The organism is Heyndrickxia camelliae, assembly GCF_002844575.1.
Classification (GTDB): Bacteria; Bacillota; Bacilli; order Bacillales; family Bacillaceae_C; genus Margalitia; species Margalitia camelliae.
This window is the reverse complement of record NZ_PIQO01000013.1, coordinates 40,114-60,620: the sequence shown is the minus strand read 5'-3', so window position 1 is coordinate 60,620 and position 20,507 is coordinate 40,114. Positions and strand designations below refer to the sequence as shown.

Below are 20,507 nucleotides of genomic sequence, written 5' to 3'. Positions count from 1 at the left end.
TAAAATAGAGACGATTCCAGTTCGGAATCGATCTCTATTTTATGTGATAGGTTGTATTCATTATTTTTTCATCATCTCCTGTTTGAAATAATAAAATGCTTCCTCTGCACTCTTAGTACTCTGACTTTTATCTATTCGATTTCTAATTGCCACTGATTGATTTGCCACTTCATTGTCACCGACCACAAGCATGTAAGGGATTTTTTGTTTTTCAGCCTCCCTAATCTTAAAGCCTATTTTTTCATTTCTTTCATCAACCTCTACTCTTACGCCAGCTAACTCTAGCATCGCTTTCATAGAATAAGCGTAGTCTTTATGTGCTTCCGCAATCGGTAGCACTTTTACTTGAACCGGTGCTAGCCAAAGGGGGAATTCACCTGCAAAATGTTCAATCAATATAGCCATGAAACGTTCAATGGAACCGTAAACTGCCCTGTGAATCAGTACAGGACGATGAAGCTTCCCATCTTCTCCGACATAGGAACAATTAAATTTTTCCGGCATTTGAAAATCTAACTGCACTGTGCCACATTGCCAACTTCGTCCAAGAGAATCTAATATGTGAAAGTCAATTTTCGGCCCATAAAAAGCTCCGTCTCCAGGGTTAATTTGATAGTTTAGTGATTTTTCCTTTAAGACAAATTCTAATGCTGATTCTGCTTCATCCCACATTTCTTTTGCTCCCATATATTCATCTGGACGAGTGGATAGCTCGATTTTATACTCAAATCCAAAATGAGAGTAGATTTCATCAATTAACTCTAAAACTTTTCCAATTTCTGCTTCTATCTGATTGTTTCTAACGAAAATGTGAGCATCATCCTGAGTAAATGATCGAACTCTCAATAAACCATTTAAAGACCCAGATAGCTCATGACGGTGAACCAATCCCAATTCTGCATAACGAATAGGAAGTTCTCGGTAGCTTCTTTTTTTGTGGTTAAAAATTAGAATGGCACCTGGGCAGTTCATCGGTTTAATGGCATAACGCTGCTCATCTACATCCGAAAAATACATATTTTCATGATAGTGATCCCAATGTCCCGATTGCTCCCAGAGCTCCTGCTTCATCATGATTGGTGTTTTGATTTCTTGATAGCCCGCTTGATGATGTTTTTGTCTCCAGTAATTTTCTAATTGATTCCGAATAACCATCCCATTTGGCAATAAAAATGGCATTCCTGGTGCCTCTTCCATAGAAGCAAAAAGTTCTAATTCTTGGCCTAATTTACGATGATTTCTTTTTTCCACTTCCATTTGCATAGACATATTATTATTCCTCCTAAAATTTTGTATAAAAAAAACACACTTCATCCGCAAAAGGGACGAGTGTGTCGTGGTTCCACCCTAATTCCATAAAACACATTGATTGTATTTTATGCTTAAGTAAAATAACGGTTTCCCGATGATAGATAATTTGCTTATGCATTTCCCTATCATTGCTCCAAGGTGGTAAATCATCCTTTTTTTCTTAGGGGCTTTCAGCCGATGACCCCGTTCTCTAGTAAAGAAACATTAAGAATGACTCATGTCCTCTTCCTCGCATACATTATGAAATTAAAAAACGCACCCATCCCCTACAAGGGACGAGTGCGGTCGTGATTCCACCCTAATTCCATATGCACATAATCGCGTACATATGCTCAAATAAATAACGGTTTTCCCGATGGTGGTTATTCTGCTCCGCGCATTTCTCCACCATTGCTCCAAGGTGGTAAATCATCCCTATACCTACAAGGCTTTCAGCCATTGACCCTGTTCTCTAGTAAAGATATTTAAGAATGATTCATGTCCTTTTCAACGCTTAGAATATTATTTTGTTAATTGAAATGTATCTTAGCACAGGGATTCCAAAATTGCAATAGACAAAGAACAGAATATTTATTTTTATGAACATTATCGGAAACTTCACATTATGTTCCGCTGCGTAACAATTTGTTCCCTTTCAAATACATATTTATTCTGTCACCATTCGCAGGAAATATGCACCGATGGATAGTCTATATATAATAAAATTTCCATTTTTCCAGGTCTATTAACCTATCACATGGTGACATTTTCCCTATTAATGAGAATATTGCTATAAATTTAGACAAATTCGTGATAGACTACTTCCAATAATTCATGAAGGAGATGATTACATGACACCAGAATTTTACAAGTTAATTGCCATTATTCTATATATACTGATGATGCTTTTAGTCGGATGGTATGCCTTCCGGAGAACAAGCAATTTAACAGACTATATGTTAGGGGGAAGATCATTAGGTCCAGCCGTCACTGCGTTAAGCGCTGGTGCTGCCGATATGAGCGGCTGGCTCTTAATGGGATTGCCAGGAGGAATTTATAAGCATGGTCTTACAGATGCGTGGATTGCCATCGGGCTAACTATTGGGGCATATCTAAACTGGGTATTGATTGCACCACGATTGCGTTCTTACACTCAGGTCGCAAATGACTCTATTACGATTCCATCCTTTTTTGAGAACCGCTTCAAGGATAAAACCAAGCTATTAAGGATTGTTTCATCCCTTGTCATTTTAGTTTTTTTCACTTTCTATGTATCTTCTGGAATCGTTTCAGGTGCAGTCTTTTTTGAAAGTTCTTTTCACTTAAACTATCATATTGGGTTGCTTATTGTGGCGGGGGTTGTAGTCGCATATACATTATTCGGCGGCTTCCTTGCTGTTAGTTGGACTGATTTTATTCAAGGTCTTATCATGGTAATTGCGTTATTGCTTGTTCCAGCCATAGGCTTTGTTGCAACGGGAGGACCATCTGAAACATTTCATACAATAAGAGCCATTGATCCGACACTCTTAAACCTTTTTAAAGGAACAACCATATTAGGATTGATTTCTGCTATCGCTTGGGGGCTGGGCTATGTTGGACAGCCGCATATTATTGTACGCTTTATGGCGATTAAAACCATTAAGGAAACAAAAAGTGCAAGACGTATTGGGATGAGCTGGATGATTTTATCTCTGCTTGGCACTTCCTTAACAGCATTAATTGGTATTGCTTATTTTCACGATCTTACAAATATTAAATTAGGAGACGCCGAAGCAGTATTTATTCAACTTGGGCAAATTTTATTCCATCCGCTTGTTGCTGGTCTTGTACTTGCGGCAGTACTTGCAGCGATTATGAGTACTATTTCATCACAGTTAATCGTCACATCCAGTGCTCTTACAGAGGATTTATATAAAATTGTGTTCCGCAGAGATGCATCAGATAAAGAATTGGTGTTCTTCGGCAGAATGGCTGTATTATTTGTTGCAGTAGTTGCAGCGATCCTCGCCTTTGATAAGAATGCCACCATCTTGGAGTTGGTTGCCTACGCATGGGCAGGATTCGGCGCATCGTTCGGACCGGTTGTATTCCTCAGTCTATATTGGAAAAAAATGAACCATTGGGGTGCCCTTTTTGGGATGATTGTCGGTGCCATTACGGTTATTGTCTGGAAGAATACAGGACTTGGCGATACACTTTATGAAATCGTTCCGGGCTTTGCTGCGAACCTAATTGTCTGTATCTTAGTAAGCTTAGCTACCTACAAACATAACCCCGAAATTGAAAAAGAGTTTCAGGAAAGTGTTGCGTTTTTGAAGAAAGGATAAAGTGGGCGGAATTATTATGAGTTATGCCTGAATTATGATCTATAGTGAAGGAATTATCATAACCTGTTGAAGTTATGATGAATTTCAGGTTCATTATTCTCCATTTAATGAAAGTCAGCAATTACTTATCCTTTAATACTAGAAAAATTCACAAAGCAAAACCGTTTACCACTATTGGTAAACGGTTTTGCTTATTCCACTTTATCTTGCGGACGAATTTTATCTATCGGTACAAATACCTCTAAGTGACGGTACAAGTTTTCAAACTCTGTCGGTACTAGTCCGCCAAATTCTCCATCAATATTTAATTGTATTTTTTCACTGGAGCTCACTTTAATCCTATTTGCTGAAGCATAAATGACATTCGGATCATTCACATGCTCTCCACGAATCGCTAGGGTTACTACCCGAATAAATTCAGCAAGATTTGTCTTCTTTAAAATCATGAGCGTAAATAAGCCATCATTAATCGAAGAGTCGGGAGCTAGTTTTTCAAAGCCGCCAATGGAATTGGTTAATCCGACCAAAAATAGCATGGCCTCACCTTCAAAAAGCTTTCCATCATACTCAATTGTCATGTCTGTAGCACGAATCGATGGCAGCATTTCAATTCCTTTTAGATAGTAAGCCAACTGACCAATCATGGTTTTCATCTTGCTTGGAACCTCATAAGTTAGCTCCGTGATTCTTCCACCGCCGGCAATATTAACAAAATATCCATCATTATATTTACCGATATCAACGGGAATCGTATCCCCTTGGACAATAATATCTGTTGCTACTTCAATGTCTCGAGGTATGTGTAATGCCCTTGCAAAGTCATTAGTGGTTCCAACTGGAATCACTCCAAGCTTTGGACGGTATTCTTGCTCGGCAAGTCCGTTTACTACCTCATTGATAGTACCATCTCCGCCAGCCGCCACCACTAAATCGTATTGACGAGCTACCGCAACTTTCGCGGCTTCAGTAGCATCTCCCGCTCCTGTTGTCGCATGACAGGACGTTTCATATCCAGCCATTTCAAGCTTTTGCAATACCGTTGCAAGATGCTTTTTAAAAAGTTCACGGCCAGATGTCGGATTATAAATAATTCTTGCTCTTTTCATGTACATCATCCTAATCTATTATCCTTTTACGATGAATTTTTGCATGTATATAAAAATTCCTTTTTTTACAAAGAAAAACTGGCCATAAGCCAGATGGTAAAATAGTCTCTCGAATATCATAACTCTTTTCAATGTAAAAATCTAGTGAACAGGTGTCCATCTTCTATGGCAAGTGTGTGACTGAAACGACCTCTGCTTGTGTTATAACAATATGATGTGTTCCTTCTCCAAAAGTCAGTTTTCCATTACTCTCCACTATATCATTATTATTGCCCTTTTCCTTTTTTTCTATCCATCCATCACCTGATAGTTGCCCCGTTTGATGTGCTTCTAGCATTAAATTTGGCTTTCCTAAAACTTGAATATCAGTGTCTGATACACCATTAATAAACCAATTATTTGATAGGTCTCTTACCTTTAATGTTATTGAATTATACTTACCCTTCACTTCCAACCTCAGGTTTTCAGGTATTAGTATGGTCATGGAAGACTCTGTTTCATCTGAAAAAAACCCATGTTGATTCGGCCCGTCTTTCAATTTCAAATAGACAGTATCTCCTTTTTCTTCTACCATTATGTAATCTTTTACTTCCTTTATCGTTGGATTATTTTCGACAATTTCCGCTTTATATGTTCCAAACGTCGAAATGGCTGTTTCCTTTGTGGACTCAATTATTACAGGCTGATTGGTTGTTTCCAATACAACCCTTTTAATGTTATTATCCACTGTTTGATTGTATTTAGGTAAATCTAATATTTTTGTTTCAGCTGCCATGGCATATGTAACTTTATTTAAAATTCCAGTAGAACTAAATATGGTCAAGGCGATGCCGCACATACCAATGATGCCGATGAAAAAGATGCTAAGGACATCATATTTTACAATCGGCTTATCCTGTTTCGAAAAATAAAGCGATAATAATATTTCAATTCCTAAAATCATCAATAAAATCGGCCACCAAGCCATTAACGCAGTTGCCGTATTCCAATGAAACACTTGTGTCAATAACAGGAACACCCCTAGAAAAACTAGAGCTGCTCCCATAGATATACTTCCTACTCTCCAAGATTTCATATATTTTCTTCCTCTCCCTTCCTTTTCGTACCAACCATCAGTTTAATACCTCCGCCAATAAGGAGAAGACACACAAAACCTGTTTGAAAGTAATTGCTAAACCAATAATCAATATCGATGTGAATGGCGTTGTAAATCATTGGGGAAATCACTGGTAAAACAATATAAGAAATTAAATAATATAAGCCAAGTATGATTAGTCCTATTCCAACCCATCTTTGATGGTTGATTAAATAAGAAATCACTGGTTTATCCTCCATCTCTTCCTTCCCATACTTAGATGCTTTTTGCAATCCATCGAAAAAGCTATAAAACCAAATAATTGGAACTAGGAATAGGAATATTCCCAATCTCAAAATATCCAGTATATAGATAGAGAAGAGGAATGCCGCCATTAATTGAATACCGCGTTTTTGCAATCCTAAATATAAATGTCCTGCTCCAGGAAAAATGGATAGGAAAGTTGCAATGGACCTGCTCTTTTTCCCATCCTCCTTTCTCATTTCAAACTCCTCGAAAATAGAACGATCCACGAGTTGCTCTCCACTCTGTTTTTTTGTTAATTGGCGGGTCGCATCAAAAAAGCCGTACACCCAAATAATCGGCAAGAATGCTAAGAAAACCAAAAACTCTGCACGATGAGTAAGAGCGGTAATAAACACAACCATTACTCCCATTCCCAGAAAAGATGTAAGAATGGTAAGGCCACGGTTCATTAAACCAAGTTGAAAATGACCCAAGCCCGGGATAAAGGATAATAGAATAGTGTAAAAACGCTCGGAATCATAAGATTTTGAATCTGCAACCACTGTTCCACCATTGCTGTGAGTTTGTCTTGATGCGCGTACTGCAGTATGAATCACACTAATAACGTAAATGACAAAACCGATGAAAGTTATAGCGAGTGCTGGCTTCATATCGTATGATGTTGCAACCAAAAGGATAGCAATGATGGCAAGGCCACAAACAGAAATGGTATAAATAAAACCACTCATTATCCCTAAATAAAGTAAGCCGCCACCCGGAAAAAATCCAAGTAAAAACGCTGTGATAGGATTCTTGCTGTTATTCATTATTTATTTCCCTCCTCAGATTCTCTTTCCACTTTATCAATCAGTGATACGGATTTATTCATTAACCCCATTACAACAGACGGTTCCTTCTTTTTCTTTGCCTCAAAATCATTCAAAGCGTTTGTGAGATGCGAAAAAACACCTGAAGTCATTAATAGAATGGTCATCGCTGCAGCAACTAAATAATGAAAGCTTGCTTTTTGATAGAGGCTTTGTTTTTTGGATTGGCCTACTGTTTTCCTCTTCTGTCCCTCGATTTGCTGCATCACCATTTCCGTAAATGAATCTTCATTACTCATTGCAGGCAGCAATTGTTCCTGCGCCTCAACAGCCTCCAAATAAACGGACAAGCATTGGTCACAGCTATATAAGTGATCATCATACTGCTGTTCGGTAGCCGAATCTAATTCACCTCTCACATACTGAAGCCATCTTTCATAGGAAATATGATTCACCTAAAATCGTCCTCCTTCCAATGCTTTTTCATCCACTGTCTTGCGCGGTATAATTTAGTTTCTATTGTTTTGACTTGGACCTGCTGCTCTTTTGCCAATTGCTGATAAGTCTTTTCTTCTATATAAAACCCTTTAATCACATCGCGATAATTATCAGGAATCTCACCTATTCTTTTTTGAAAGAACTCCTTTTGTTCCTTTTTTAAAACTATCACTTCAGCTGTTTCTGCTTTTTCAAACTGGTGATATTCTGGCTGAAACTCGGTAATATGCTCTTCTTTCCTTCTAACTTTCTTTCTCTTCATATCAATGGCATGATTGACTGCAATCCTTGTTATCCATGTTTTGAAACCTTGATCCTCATATTGGGGGAGAGAGGCATAGATTTTCAAAAACACTTCTTGGGCTGCATCTTCAGCGTCCTGCTGATTACGAAGTATAGCGAAAGCAGAGTGAAAAACCTGCATTCGATATTTTTCCACCAGCAATCGAAATGCATGGTCATTTCCGTTTTTCGCCTTTTCAATTAATGCTGCATCCAAGCGTGCTCTTCCCCCCTTCTGATCTACTCACTTATAATAAACGAATATAGAATGGATATCCCTACACCAATTATGAAAAAAATTGTTTGTTAACCGCAAAATATTATAGGTTGACATTTCATCTAAAAGATTAATAGAATGGTTATGTTCAAATCCATTTTACAATACAATAGGAGAACAATGATGAAAATCAAAGATATGATTTTTGCAGCGCTATTTACTGCAATAATGACTGTATTAGGTTTTATTCCCCCTATTTTTTTATCGTTCACACCGGTCCCTATTACTCTTCAAACATTAGGAGTTATGTTATCTGGAAGTCTATTAGGAGCAAGACTTGGAGGATTAAGTCAGCTTGTTTTTTTACTCCTTGTAGCGGTAGGGGCACCCGTTCTTTCTGGTGGCAGAGGAGGAATAGGCGTTTTAGCAGGGCCAAGCGGCGGCTTTATTATTAGCTATACCATCGCTGCATTGGCTATTGGCTGGGGATTAACAAAGATCAAAAAAGCAAACTTTATTAAAATTCTTGCAGTAAATATTATTGGAGGAATCCTACTTGTATACTGCTTCGGTGTTCCTGTTCAAGCACTTGTAATGAAAGTCAAGCTTATGCAAGCAGCAAAAACTAGTCTTATCTATATCCCAGGAGATATAATAAAAGCAACTATTGCCTCTATATTGACGATTAGTATAAGAAAACGTGTTTCAAAAAAATGGTTACCTTATGGAGAAAAACAATGAATATTACCGATACATATCACTTACATACAGCACAATCACCCAAACGAATTGCTATTAAGACAAAAGATGAAATAATCACTTACGAGCAGTGGAGTAAGATTGTTTCACTTACGAGCAGCTGGCTGCAAAAGCAGCCAGCTAAAAAGAAACGAATAGGCATATTGTTGCCTAACAGTCTTTCCTTTCTGCAAATTTTTGCTGGAGCCGCCCATGCAGGATGGACCGCGGTTCCCTTCGATATAAAATGGAGTCTTTCTGAATTACAAGATAGATTGGATATTTGCAAGCCGGATTTGATTATCATTTCCGATCATCGCTTTAAAAGTCTAAGGTCTACAAACCTTGTTCTGCATATGGACGAATTCCTACAGGAACTTCATGGAGAAAAGCCTAGTCTTATTCCACCTATCAGCAATGAGGAAGAACCGTTTTATATGGGTTTTACCTCGGGATCAACAGGAAAACCAAAGGCATTTATTCGTTCTCATCGATCATGGGTTAAGAGCTTTGATTGTAATATGGTGGATTTTCATATGAAGGCGGACGACCATGTTCTTATCCCTGGAGCACTTATTCACTCCCATTTTTTATATGGAGCAATCAGTACCCTCTATTTAGGAGGAACCGTTTATCTTTTGGAAAACTTCAACCCAACCATGACACTTAATATCCTAAAGAGTGATCCAATTTCCGTCATATATTCTGTTCCTACTATGGTGGAAGCGATTTTAAAAGTGGAGGAAATGATTACGAGGCCATTTAAAATCTTTTCCTCCGGCGCAAAGTGGGAAAAGGAATCGAAAGCAAAGCTACAGAAACTCTTCCCTTCAACGATGCTTTATGAATTTTATGGTGCGTCTGAATTAAGCTTTGTATCAGTATTAACACAAAAGGATTTTATCCAGAAACCAACCTCGGTTGGAAAACCGTGTCATAATGTAGAAATTAAGGTTGTAAAAGACGAAAAAATAGCGGCTCCAAATGAAATTGGGAAAATATTCGTCAAAAGCGATATGATCTTTATTGGTTATTTAACAAACCGAGATGAAACGCCTCCACGGAGAAGGGAGGAATGGATGTCCGTTGGTGATATGGGATACCTTGATGAAGATGGGTTTTTGTACATAATGGGAAGAGAAAATTCAATGATACTTTATGGCGGGATTAATATTTTTCCCGAAGAAGTAGAGTCCGTAATTTCCTCTCATCCGCTGGTAGAGGAAGTAGCAGTAATTGGAATGCCAGATTCCTATTGGTGGGAAATCGTAACAGCTGTAATGAAAGGTACGGGTGAAAAACGAGAACTACGAAAATATTGCAAAGGGAAATTAGCCAATTATAAAATCCCCCGTATGTGGTTTTTTGTGGATGAGTTACCACATACCTCTGGTGGAAAAATCGCAAGGGCAGAAGTAAGAAAAATGCTGATAGATGGAGCGGTAAGGAAATGAGCGAAGCTGTTATCGTGAAAGCGAAACGGACTGCGATTGGGAGAGAGAATGGATATTTTAAAAACGTCGAAGTTCAAAACTTACTAGCCCCTCTACTAAAGCATTTAAATGAGGAACTCGATCATCATGTGGATGATGTCATTATAGGGAATATTGTGGGTCCTGGCGGGAACATTGCAAGACTATCCAGTTTACAAGCAGGTCTTCCCTTCCAAGTACCCGGACTAACCATCGACAGGCAATGCAGTGCAGGATTAGAAGCCATTAGGATAGCATGCTGCCTTGTGAAAGCAGGGGCAGGAGATTGTTATATCGCTGGCGGGGTCGAAAGCGTAAGCACATCTCCCTTTGAAAAAAGAGCGCAATTTTCTCCTCACGAAATCGGCGATCCTGATATGGGCATGGCAGCGGAATATGTGGCAAACAAATTTCAAATAACGCGAGAAGAACAGGATGCCTATGCAAGCTTAAGCTATCAAAGAACTTGGGATGCATTTGAAAAAGGTATATATGAACCTGAAATCCTTCCAATTGAAGAACATACTATAGATGAAGAATTACTTCGCAAGAGGGATATAAATCGTATTTTGCTTAAGGCTAATCCTACATTTGTCAAAAACGGTACTGTAACAGCAGCAAATAGCTGCAGCATTAATGATGGTGCCTGTGCAGTGGTGGTCATGAATGAAGACAAGGCCAGAAGTCTATCTTTACAACCTATTCTACGTTTTGTGGACAGTCAAGTATCAGGAGTTCATCCATTGTATCCAGGCATTGCCCCTGTTTCAGCCATTAGGAATCTATTAGAAAAAAGAAAGTTAGATATTAATGATATTGATTTGTTCGAGATTAACGAGGCATTCGCTTCAAAAGTTGTTGCCTGTGCAAAAGAACTCGATATACCCTACGAAAAATTAAACACAAGAGGTGGGAGCATCGCACTTGGGCACCCTTACAGTGCATCAGGGAGCATCTTAATCACCCGTTTATTTTATGAAGTGAAACGCAGACAAGATTGTAAGTATGTATTAGCTGCCATTGGCAGTGGCGGAGGCGTCGGCTTGGCTATGCTGTTTGAGGTCATTGCTTAGCAAGCACCTGTTTGAGTCCACTATGTGCAATTAAATAATCAAGAAAAAAGCGAATGTCGTTTGATTTCTGGACGTCCGTTTGATAAATATGGACATGATGTGGTTCGATTGTCTCCTCCAGGGTCATAGCCTAATTCCAGCATTGCCTGATTATATAAATTTACCTTTTCTATAGTGTCGAACTTCTACTAAAATATAATCACCAGCTTTTGTTGCAGATAGTCTGTGTACTGCCAAAATGATAAATTTGCACAAATACATTCCTTCTTAATATTTCTAATTTTATTGGCCTCATGCTTGAGCATTAGCGGCCATTGATAATGATATGGAACTCTTTCTACTTTTCGTGGTTATCCCTTGATTTTTCAAATATTCTTATTAATGGTTCGCTTTTATCTTTTAAACTATCAACTAATTTATTGGTAACTGCTTCGATCTTTAATAGCTGTTCCTGAGTAATTATTTCTGCGACAAGAGCATCCTGGAGTTCATCCTCATCTAAAATAAATATGTCACCGCTAGGCAAATAGACAACATCGAGATATGCATCCAAAAACCATGGAGATTGCCGGTTCGCATCAAACCCTATCTCCAGACATAAATCATAATAACATTGAACAATTTCTTCCCTACTATTAACAACAATTGTTACGGTGTAAAAAAGATTGTCCTGAAAAACTTGAAACCACTTATATCCATTATCCGCAATGCAATGTTTCTTTTCATATGTAACAAACAAAGGTTCACGTACTTTTTCGATAAATAAACATGTAACAATACTTGAGTCCACTCTATTTATACTAAATTCTCTCTCCGTTACTCTTTGCCATTGAAGACGATCCGCATATTTTTTCTCCATCATGCGCCTCCAAACAAATGAACCCCGCGCTCTTCCAAGAACCCTATCGATTCTTTTAAAGAGGTTTCATCAATTTGATAGACTTCCTGAACAAGCTTCAGCCACTTGCTCTTATCTTTTAATTGTATTTCCCTTATATTTCGATAGGTCATCACTTTAATGGTACGATCACGTAGAAAATAACATTCATGCCCATTAAAACGAACTGCTGTGATACGTCTCATCGTTGTATTGTGATCATGGTCAAAATAAGAGGAATCTATATCTTCCGTAATATCCTCTTCTTTCAGAGGGATCCATTCAATTTCTTTACGGACGAATGACTTGCCATTAGAACGACGATCGATTTCAAAGCGATCCACTGTTCTCTTTTCAAAAATAATCTCTTCACCAAATCCATGAAGAACATGCCTTCTTTTGGCTTCCAACTCTACTGGCTTCATAATCGGTGATCCGTAGCCCACATCTACATAGTATTTTCGTTCATCCAAAGTCACCATAATGGCTACATGCCCAGGTAGTACTCTTACTAATGAGCATTCAAAGCCTAAAGAAGATAAAAGTCGAGAAAAATTGATATTTAATGTATAGCACGTTCCTCCCCATCCTCTTTCCACAAGGTTATTTACAAATGTCTCTAATGATGGAACAAAGTTCATTTTCTCATGAAAATAATGAAATTTACTGAATGTTTCATAAGGAATCAGGGATAGATGGTGCTGAATTAATCGTTGTAAATAGTTTAATGTCGGTATTTCTTTGTCTATTTTCAAATATTTTAAGTATGACTGAACTGTTTCCAATCTTTATACATCCTTCCCTCATTAAAGGACCATTTTTACTCTGTATTATAAGAAATTATAACATTTTGGTAATATTTTGTTATAAAAAATGCAGTTATTAAACTAGATTTAATTTTTTTGTAGCAAAAATGAAAAGTAGAACTTTCAATGTGATTCTTCTTCCGTTTCCCCCCTCTCAACGGGCGCGTACCGCTGTTCAATTTGGTGCAGGATAGAGTCCATATTAGCTAATGTATCAGCTTCAAGCTATAAGTCTGGTATGACAGCTGCATTCAAGACTAGTGATAACATGAGAACATCAGCTTTTATAATATATGTAATTACAGATTGAAATTGGCGAAATTATACTGACTCTTTTACAGTTAATCCTTCAGTGTTACAATAAACTGAATAGATGCTCTTTTTAGAAAAAAAAGGGGAGGAAAATGTTATCAATGATGGGTGTTTCAGGATTTTTACTTTTAGCAATAATTGTTATCGGAATTTTTTTAATATATCGGATTTATAAAAATTAGGTAACATACCTAGCGTACTATATTTTACTGTTCTATCAAGTAAATCATCTTCTGTGCTGAGCTAAACATAATTTCGAGATTTAATCTCCACAAAATGAAAAAGGGTTCACGTCATAGACGTAAACCGTGTTTGGATTACAAAACTGCGTTCAATGTTGATTTTAAACTGCTATAAATAGTCTCCCAAACCGAAGTATCATGAGTAAATGCTGCTTGCATTCTAGCGAATACTTCCTTTTGCTTTTCATCGAAGCTTGGGTCATCCTTTGGTGGCAGGCCAGAGCGCATTTCCGTTACCATATCTTGAATCTTCGGTGCGCGCGGACCCCATTTTGCGATTTCTACACCATTTTTATCGATGAAAATAAAAATGGGAATCGAACGGGCTGTACCATTTGTTAAGTACTGATCCATCAACTCTAAATTTTGATCTCTTAATACCATATGAACATCAATATTTGTTGCTTCTGCAAGTCTCAAAAGAATTGGTACATTCACCATTGCATCTCCACACCAATCCTCTGTAATCACAATGGTTCTTAATCCCTTATCACTAATTGCTTTGAAAAACGGCTCATCTTCCTTTGGCAAACGGAAGCCTTCATAAATGGACATTAAATTTTCCTTATGTACCTGCATGGAATCGATATACTCCTTGGAGGTCATTCCTTTTTCAAACCATTCATTTAAGCTGGTCATGTCGATCACTCCTTTTTTTTTTATTATAATGGACATTAGCAGAAATTTCACTTTTCATTTATAGACAATTAATTTGCTTTATTATATTGAATCATGTTTTGGCTTTTTACTTTTAAATAATGCTCCTTACAATAGTAACCAAGAAGCTTGTCACTTTTCCAATCATATACAGGCAGCACAAAATCAACTTCCTCACCTGTTTTTCTCAAACAATATGCGCATGTTTGGGTAAAGTTAAACTTATCTTTACACATTGTTTGTACTCACACCCTTAAATTTATTTACATCTTCTTTTTACCACCTAAAAATTAAAATTAACTTAGAAGTGCATGACTAATTTTCGACATTTTCATTAGTTTCGGATGTGACTACTTGCTTTTTTTAAAAAAAGAGGCAGATTCTCTTGAATCCACCTCTTTTCACCTTATCTTTTATCCAATTCCTGTACCAATAATTTATTTACCATTGGTGGGTTGGCTTGACCCTTAGTAGCCTTCATTACCTGGCCAACAAGGTATCCAACTGCTTTGGCTTTCCCATTTTTATAATCATCTATAGATTGCTGGTTTGCATCTAAGATTTCTGTAATGATTTTTAAAAGGGCGCCTTCGTCGGAAATTTGTACAAGTCCCTTTTCCTTCACGATTTGTTCTGGATCCCCGCCATTTTCCACCAGTTCCTTGAATACAGTCTTCGCAATTTTCGAAGAGATTGTACCATTTTCAATAAGCTTAATCATGCCGGCAAGGCTTTCCGGTGTCAGTGGTATTTCATGAAGTTCCTTCTGCTCTGCATTTAAATAAGCTGACAGCTCACCCATAATCCAGTTTGAAGCTTGTTTCGCTTCACTACCTGCTGCTACAGTAGCCTCGAAGAAATCGGCCATTTCCTTTGTTACCGTTAAGACGGCTGCATCATAGGCTGGCAGTCCAAGTTCTTCTACGTAACGTTTTTTACGTTCATCCGGAAGCTCTGGGATTTCAGCACGAACTCGATTCTTCCATTCCTCATCAATATAAATAGGAACTAGGTCAGGTTCCGGAAAATAACGATAGTCATCCGATCCCTCTTTAACACGCATCAATAGAGTTTGACCAGTTGCTTCGTCAAAACGGCGTGTTTCTTGTTCAATAACACCGCCAGAACGAAGGACTTCCTCTTGACGCTGTTGCTCGAACTCGAGTCCTTTTCGAACAAAGTTAAAGGAATTCAGGTTTTTTAACTCGGTTTTTGTACCGAACTCCTCTTGTCCCTCTGGTCTTAAGGATATGTTCGCATCACAACGCAAGGAACCTTCTTCCATTTTACAATCGGATACACCCGTGTATTGAATGATGGACTTTAATTTTTCTAAATATGCATAAGCTTCATTTGGCGTACGAATATCTGGCTCAGACACGATTTCAATTAAAGGCGTCCCTTGTCGGTTATAGTCGACTAGGGAATATCCATCACCCGTATGCATAAGCTTACCTGCATCCTCTTCCAAATGAATTCGGGTGATACCGATTTTCTTTTTATATCCGTCTACTTCAATCTCAATCCACCCATGCTCCCCAATTGGATGGTCAAATTGAGAAATTTGGTATGCTTTCGGATTATCAGGATAAAAGTAATTTTTGCGGTCAAATTTGGTTTCTGTTGCAATTTGGCAGTTTAATGCCATCGCCGCTTTCATGCCAAATTCAACCGCTCGTTTATTTAATACCGGCAGAACACCTGGATACCCTAGATCCACAACCGTTGTATTTGTATTTGGCTCTGCACCAAAGTGGGCAGGTGCAGAAGAGAAAATTTTTGAATCTGTTTTCAATTCCACATGGACTTCAAGCCCAATTACCGTTTCATAGTTCATTTTTTTCACCCCTTACAGCTGTGGTTTTTGTGTATGATAATTCGTTGCCTGCTCAAATGCATGGGCAACCCGATAGACAGTGCCTTCATCGAAATGTTTGCCTATAATTTGCAGGCCAATTGGCAAGCCGTTTGCAAACCCACATGGAATAGAGATTCCTGGAACACCAGCGAGATTGACAGGAATGGTTAATAGATCCTCTGCATACATCGTTAAAGGATCATCGATTTTTTCCCCGATTTTAAATGCTGGAGTTGGCGTTGTTGGCCCAATAATCACATCATATTTTGCAAAGACATCCTCAAAATCTTTTTTAATCAATGTACGAACCTGTTGTGCTTTTTTATAATAAGCATCGTAATAGCCAGAACTTAAGGCGAAAGTTCCTAGCATAATTCGGCGTTTTACTTCCTCCCCAAAGCCTTCCGAACGTGTCTTTTTATAAAGTTCCATTAAGTTCTTGGCATTTGGAGTTCGGTAACCGTAACGCACCCCGTCAAAACGAGATAAGTTAGAGGATGCCTCAGATGAAGAGAGTAGATAATATGCTGCAATACCGTATTTAGAATGAGGAAGCGATACTTCTTCCCAAGTTGCCCCTAATCCTTCCAAAACCTTTAAAGAAGCTAGCACTGATTCCCGTACCTCTGGGCTTACTCCTTCGTTTAAATATTCCTTTGGTACCGCAATTTTTAGTCCCTTCACGTCACCGGTAAGAGCGTGAAGATAATTTGGCACCTCTACATTTACTGATGTAGAATCATGCGGATCAACACCCGCAATGGTTTGCAAAAGATATGCATTGTCTTCTACCGTTCTTGTAATTGGCCCTATTTGATCAAATGATGATGCAAACGCCACAAGACCAAAGCGTGAAACAAGTCCATACGTAGGTTTTAATCCTACTACCCCACAAAAAGCTGCGGGCTGGCGAATGGATCCACCTGTATCAGAACCTAAAGAAAATGGAACCTCACCTGCAGCAACTGCTGCTGCGGAACCACCTGACGAACCACCTGGAACAGCATCTAAATTCCATGGATTATATGTTTTATGAAAACCAGAATTCTCTGTTGAAGAACCCATTGCAAATTCATCCATATTTAATTTTCCAATGGTAATGGTTCCACTGTTATGTAATTTTTTCATGACGGTAGCGTCGTATATAGGATCGAAGTTCTCAAGAATTTTACTCGCACAAGTTGTGCGCAATCCCTTGGTGACAATATTATCTTTGATACCAATAGGCAATCCGAATAGGGGATTATTTGCTTCTTCTGTCCCCATCTTGTCATCGAATTGTTTTGCTTTAGCCCTAGCATTTTCCTCATCTAATGTTAAAAAGGCCTGAACTTTTTCTTCAACTTCCCCAATTCTTTTGAATGATTCATCTACCAATTCAGAGATTTTGACTTCTTTTTTATGTACAAATTCGTGCAGCTCAGAAATCTTATGTTCAAACAGAGACAACCTATTCCCCTCCTTATTCAATTATGGATGGCACGCGTATTTGCCCATCCTTGTGATCCGGTACATTCTTTAATACTTCCTCACGTGGCAAACCTTGTTCTGCCACATCCTCACGCATCACATTTTGAATATTTAATACGTGTGAAGTTGGTTTGATATTAGATGTATCAGCTTCATTCAGTAATTCTGCCAGATTAATAATATCATCCAATTGTTTTGTGAATTTTTCTGCTTCTTGATCATTTATCTCCAGTCGCGCCAAATTGGCAACATGATAAACTTGTTCCTTTGAGATACCTGACATTGTGGCGTCACCTCGCGATAATAATTTAACTATGCTTCATTTTACAATAAGGTTAACCTATAATAAAAGTGTCTACGTCTAGCTACAGTGCCTATCGGCTAACAAATTTCTACGTCTTCTCATACGATAAGGCAACATTGACCCGTTCCAGCCTTGTTTCCTTTATCTCAGACGAAAGCTAAGCAGGTGGAATGAAACCTCACATTTCACTCAACTGTACGCCGCTGATTAAGTAGCTTCCGCTTTTGTACTGATGATAGCAGAATCGTGCATAAATAGGCAAGGACAAGTCTTTTTCGACTTGCCCCGCATCCTTCATTATTTTTCTTAGTTAGAACCTTTCCTTTACTGCTTTAATCGGAAGAATTGTTCCTATAAAGGCAAGTATGGCACATCCAATGAGGATGCCGGTTAGTCCTTTTATCGCAATGATGGAAATAACCCCAAAAACAATTAAGTCACAAACTGAATCTAGGATTGAAAGCAGGGATATCGTTGTAGCTCTTACCTCGGATGGGATAATGTCGTTGCTTAGTTGTGAATAAATTGGATATCTGACTGCACGAACCAATTTCAAAATAAAGAATGGGTCTCCCACTTCAATCAAAATTGGTTTTCATGAAGAAGAAGCAGGAGTTCCAATACGCCTAGTAGAAATCAATCACTCCCGCTTCTTGATTTAGCAATCTTGTGTGAATTTTTAACATATATTTCTCCTCCTCAACAATTGTTATAAATATTATATCAAATTCGAATATGCCGTTAATTAAATCATTTCAATTAAATTTTCACATTAAATTTTCTTATTGTAATATCACACTTGTAAACGTTTTTCCTGAAATTTATACAAAAATTGGGGGTTGCAAAACTATTAGAAAATAATATAATTACGTTATTACATTGAATTCTGATTTTTTTAATATCAATGACGAGAAGAGTAGCACGTAATTCTTGCACTAAAGAGAGTCGGCAATTGGTGAAAGCTGATGTCAGGATACGGGTGAAAATCATCTCTGAGATGCAAAGCTGAAGAATACAAATGCGTAAGCGCCATCCTCATCCGCTAACCAAGAGGCGCTGTAGCTAGACGTGACAGTATTTTAAAACGGCTAACCTCCGCTTTAAATTCTATTGATCACTTATGCCATAGTAAGCTTTTGCCGGAAAAGTCCGCCGTTAACATGGACCACGTATGATGGTACGTTGATCGAGAGCCGTATAGGTTTTTTGCCTATTTCGGAAGTAGGGTGGTAACGCGAGTAAGCTCGTCCCTTCAATAGGGACGGGCTTTTTTATTTAATAGCCTCCAAATAGATAGATGCGGTTTCTTTTGTAAAAAAGCATCTATGATCAGCGCAGATTCTTACCAACTACAAAGAGAACAGGAGAGATTTCAATGAACAAGAAGGATAGTTTTTTCGTAGGACTTATGCTTTTTTCAATGTTTTTTGGAGCTGGTAATCTTATCTTCCCTCCATTTTTGGGAATGGGGGCAGGAACATCTTTCTGGCCAGCAATTATTGGCTTTATTCTAACCGGAGTAGGGCTGCCACTTATTGTTCTTATCGCGATTGCAAGAGTAAAGGATGGTGTGAATACGCTGGGCAGCCGTGTTCACCCATGGTTTGGAATTATTTTTACGATTGTGGTTTATTTATCAATCGGACCATTCTTCGGCATCCCCCGAAATGCGAATGTTGCTTTTGAGATGGGAGTGAAACCCTTCTTGGGGAATACGTCTTTCAATCAGTCAGTGCTCTTATTCGGATTTTCTTTGCTATTCTTTTTATTGGTATATTTATTAAGCTTAAATCCAACCAAGATAGTAGATTATATGGGTCGAATTATTACCCCCGTTCTTTTAGTATCCATCGTTGTTCTTTGTGTAACTGGATTTATAAAGCTAGATCAACCATTAAAATCGCCAACGGAGAATTATCAATCTGCCTCCTTATTTAGGGGATTTATTGATGGTTATTCCACTATGGATGCACTCGCAGCACTTGCGTTTGGAATTGTTATTTTAACCACTTTAAAACAAAAAGGGGTACAGGACAAAAAGAAATTAACTCAATATACTATTAAAGCAGGATTTGTCGCAGGAACAGCACTTGCATTAGTCTATGTAGTAATTGGCTTTCTTGGAGCTAAAATGGCCGGCTATGGAACGTTTGAAAACGGTACTGCTATACTATCAAAGGCTTCTACCATACTTTTAGGGAATGCCGGAAAAGTCCTTCTTGGAGGGATTTTCACCCTTGCATGCTTTACTACTTGTGTGGGATTAACAATCGCCTGTGGACAGTATTTCTCCAAAATTGCACCTAAGGTAAGCTACCGCGTTGTCGTAACACTTACTACTCTTGTAAGCTTCTTGATTGCAAATCTTGGATTAAATGAAATTATTTCGGTGTCTGTTCCATTCCTTGTCATGGCATATCCTTTAACTATTGTACTTGTCACACTTGCCTTTTTTCATCGTTTTTTCAAAGGTTCTCATAAAGTATACGCAGGTGCTATGCTTCTAACAGGGATAGTAAGTTTGTATGATGGATTACAAATGTTCGGACTAAAATGGAGCTTCATTGCACCATTTATGAAGAGTTTGCCTTTAGCAGCTGTAGGTTTAGGATGGGTTATCCCTGCTATTGCAGGAGGAGTTGTAGGATTTATTGCGGAGAAAGTTAGCAGATCGTCTTCTCCGATAGAAAAAGCGGAAACCAAAGAGGGTTAATAAATAGTAAGCACTAAAGATAAGGCCATCTTCCTGAAAAGATGGCTTTTCTCTTTATTCTATTAATTTGCGACCATCTTGATTTATCTAATTGTTTAAAGTGAACGCTTTCTT

The 20,507-nt window shown here is 38.2% G+C and carries 19 protein-coding genes, 1 pseudogene and 2 other annotated features; of the genes and pseudogenes, 5 read left to right on the top strand and 15 right to left on the bottom strand.

Going from position 1 to position 20,507, the window contains the following annotated elements:
- Positions 1-60: 60 nt before the first annotated feature.
- Both thrS and CWO92_RS25480 read right to left on the bottom strand, forming a co-directional pair.
- Positions 61-1,314, bottom strand: a complete 1,254-nt coding sequence (gene thrS / locus CWO92_RS15990; RefSeq protein WP_101355221.1) for a threonine--tRNA ligase — start codon at positions 1,312-1,314, stop codon at positions 61-63.
- A 4-nt stretch (positions 1,315-1,318) separates the two neighbouring features.
- Positions 1,319-1,550, bottom strand: a binding site (T-box leader).
- Between the two features lie 59 nt (positions 1,551-1,609).
- Positions 1,610-1,750 carry a hypothetical protein gene (locus tag CWO92_RS25480; protein WP_158175445.1) on the bottom strand — a complete coding sequence of 47 codons (141 nt, stop codon included), beginning with the start codon at positions 1,748-1,750 and terminating at the stop codon, positions 1,610-1,612.
- 391 nt (positions 1,751-2,141) lie between these two features.
- On the opposite strand from CWO92_RS25480, the gene putP reads away from it, so the two are divergent.
- Positions 2,142-3,620, top strand: coding sequence for a sodium/proline symporter PutP (gene putP / locus CWO92_RS15985; protein ID WP_101355220.1), 1,479 nt, complete (start codon positions 2,142-2,144; stop codon positions 3,618-3,620).
- 191 nt (positions 3,621-3,811) lie between these two features.
- Here putP and CWO92_RS15980 read toward each other — a convergent pair whose 3' ends face one another.
- From CWO92_RS15980 to CWO92_RS15960, 5 genes are all read right to left on the bottom strand, one after another.
- On the bottom strand, positions 3,812-4,726 hold the full coding sequence (locus CWO92_RS15980) for a diacylglycerol kinase (protein ID WP_101355219.1): 915 nt from the start codon (positions 4,724-4,726) through the stop codon (positions 3,812-3,814).
- 163 nt (positions 4,727-4,889) lie between these two features.
- Positions 4,890-5,801, bottom strand: a complete 912-nt coding sequence (locus CWO92_RS15975) for a hypothetical protein (RefSeq protein WP_101355218.1) — start codon at positions 5,799-5,801, stop codon at positions 4,890-4,892.
- Positions 5,798-6,874: a hypothetical protein gene (locus CWO92_RS15970; protein WP_101355217.1), complete on the bottom strand. Its 1,077-nt coding sequence runs from the start codon at positions 6,872-6,874 to the stop codon at positions 5,798-5,800. Before CWO92_RS15970 ends, CWO92_RS15975 begins: the two co-directional genes overlap by 4 nt.
- Positions 6,874-7,329 carry an anti-sigma factor family protein gene (locus CWO92_RS15965; protein ID WP_101355216.1) on the bottom strand — a complete coding sequence of 152 codons (456 nt, stop codon included), beginning with the start codon at positions 7,327-7,329 and terminating at the stop codon, positions 6,874-6,876. The genes CWO92_RS15970 and CWO92_RS15965 overlap by 1 nt, the downstream gene beginning before the upstream one ends.
- Positions 7,326-7,871: an RNA polymerase sigma factor gene (locus tag CWO92_RS15960; RefSeq protein ID WP_101355215.1), complete on the bottom strand. Its 546-nt coding sequence runs from the start codon at positions 7,869-7,871 to the stop codon at positions 7,326-7,328. The genes CWO92_RS15965 and CWO92_RS15960 overlap by 4 nt, the downstream gene beginning before the upstream one ends.
- A gap of 183 nt (positions 7,872-8,054) precedes the next feature.
- Between CWO92_RS15960 and CWO92_RS15955 the strand changes: the two genes are divergently transcribed.
- Genes CWO92_RS15955 through CWO92_RS15945 form a run of 3 tightly spaced genes read left to right on the top strand, consistent with a single transcriptional unit; the run spans position 8,055 to position 11,154 of the window.
- Positions 8,055-8,612, top strand: a complete 558-nt coding sequence (locus CWO92_RS15955; protein ID WP_101355214.1) for a biotin transporter BioY — start codon at positions 8,055-8,057, stop codon at positions 8,610-8,612.
- Entirely contained in the window at positions 8,609-10,063 is a 1,455-nt protein-coding gene (locus CWO92_RS15950) for an AMP-binding protein (protein WP_101355213.1), read from the top strand. Before CWO92_RS15955 ends, CWO92_RS15950 begins: the two co-directional genes overlap by 4 nt.
- Positions 10,060-11,154, top strand: a complete 1,095-nt coding sequence (locus CWO92_RS15945) for an acetyl-CoA C-acyltransferase (protein ID WP_101355212.1) — start codon at positions 10,060-10,062, stop codon at positions 11,152-11,154. The genes CWO92_RS15950 and CWO92_RS15945 overlap by 4 nt, the downstream gene beginning before the upstream one ends.
- Before the next feature lie 337 nt (positions 11,155-11,491).
- Here CWO92_RS15945 and CWO92_RS15940 read toward each other — a convergent pair whose 3' ends face one another.
- From CWO92_RS15940 to CWO92_RS15905, 8 genes and pseudogenes are all read right to left on the bottom strand, one after another.
- Positions 11,492-12,013 carry a DUF402 domain-containing protein gene (locus tag CWO92_RS15940; RefSeq protein WP_158175449.1) on the bottom strand — a complete coding sequence of 174 codons (522 nt, stop codon included), beginning with the start codon at positions 12,011-12,013 and terminating at the stop codon, positions 11,492-11,494.
- Positions 12,013-12,816: an arylamine N-acetyltransferase gene (locus tag CWO92_RS15935; RefSeq protein WP_101355210.1), complete on the bottom strand. Its 804-nt coding sequence runs from the start codon at positions 12,814-12,816 to the stop codon at positions 12,013-12,015. Before CWO92_RS15935 ends, CWO92_RS15940 begins: the two co-directional genes overlap by 1 nt.
- A 650-nt stretch (positions 12,817-13,466) precedes the next feature.
- Entirely contained in the window at positions 13,467-14,030 is a 564-nt protein-coding gene (locus CWO92_RS15930; RefSeq protein WP_101355209.1) for a thioredoxin family protein, read from the bottom strand.
- Positions 14,031-14,098: 68 nt separating this feature from the next.
- Positions 14,099-14,284 carry a hypothetical protein gene (locus CWO92_RS15925; RefSeq protein WP_101355208.1) on the bottom strand — a complete coding sequence of 62 codons (186 nt, stop codon included), beginning with the start codon at positions 14,282-14,284 and terminating at the stop codon, positions 14,099-14,101.
- A gap of 170 nt (positions 14,285-14,454) precedes the next feature.
- Positions 14,455-15,885, bottom strand: a complete 1,431-nt coding sequence (gene gatB / locus CWO92_RS15920) for an Asp-tRNA(Asn)/Glu-tRNA(Gln) amidotransferase subunit GatB (RefSeq protein WP_101355207.1) — start codon at positions 15,883-15,885, stop codon at positions 14,455-14,457.
- A 12-nt stretch (positions 15,886-15,897) separates the two neighbouring features.
- Positions 15,898-17,355, bottom strand: coding sequence for an Asp-tRNA(Asn)/Glu-tRNA(Gln) amidotransferase subunit GatA (gatA, locus tag CWO92_RS15915; RefSeq protein ID WP_101355206.1), 1,458 nt, complete (start codon positions 17,353-17,355; stop codon positions 15,898-15,900).
- A 13-nt stretch (positions 17,356-17,368) separates the two neighbouring features.
- Positions 17,369-17,659, bottom strand: a complete 291-nt coding sequence (gatC, locus tag CWO92_RS15910) for an Asp-tRNA(Asn)/Glu-tRNA(Gln) amidotransferase subunit GatC (RefSeq protein ID WP_101355205.1) — start codon at positions 17,657-17,659, stop codon at positions 17,369-17,371.
- A gap of 331 nt (positions 17,660-17,990) precedes the next feature.
- Positions 17,991-18,245 (bottom strand): annotated as a pseudogene (locus tag CWO92_RS15905) (MFS transporter); the annotation flags it as partial.
- 330 nt (positions 18,246-18,575) lie between these two features.
- Positions 18,576-18,935 (top strand) — a binding site (T-box leader).
- Positions 18,936-19,055: 120 nt separating this feature from the next.
- Here CWO92_RS15905 and brnQ point away from each other — a divergent pair.
- A complete protein-coding gene (brnQ, locus tag CWO92_RS15900) occupies positions 19,056-20,393 on the top strand; it encodes a branched-chain amino acid transport system II carrier protein (RefSeq protein WP_101355204.1) in 1,338 nt (445 codons plus the stop codon).
- Positions 20,394-20,507 lie beyond the last annotated feature (114 nt).